Annotated in this window: 1 pseudogene; it reads left to right on the plus strand. The window is 34.3% G+C overall.

Annotated elements, in window-relative coordinates:
• Positions 1-204: pseudogene (locus KJQ99_RS11590) on the plus strand (2,3-bisphosphoglycerate-independent phosphoglycerate mutase); the annotation flags it as partial.

The following is a 204-nucleotide window of genomic DNA, read 5'->3' on the forward strand; positions in this document are numbered from 1 at the left end:
AAAAATAATTTAAGGCAATTTCACACAGCAGAAACAGAAAAATATGCCCATGTTAGCTTTTTCTTTAATGGCGGGGGAGAGAAAGAATTTCTTAATGAAAAGCGTGTATTAATCCCAAGCCCAAAAGGAAAAAGCTATGATGAATTACCGCAAATGAGTGCTTATTTAGTGTGTGATGAAGTAATTAAGGCTATGAATGATGGT

This window comes from Campylobacter sp. 2018MI13 (genome assembly GCF_018501135.1).
GTDB lineage: Bacteria > Campylobacterota > Campylobacteria > Campylobacterales > Campylobacteraceae > Campylobacter_E.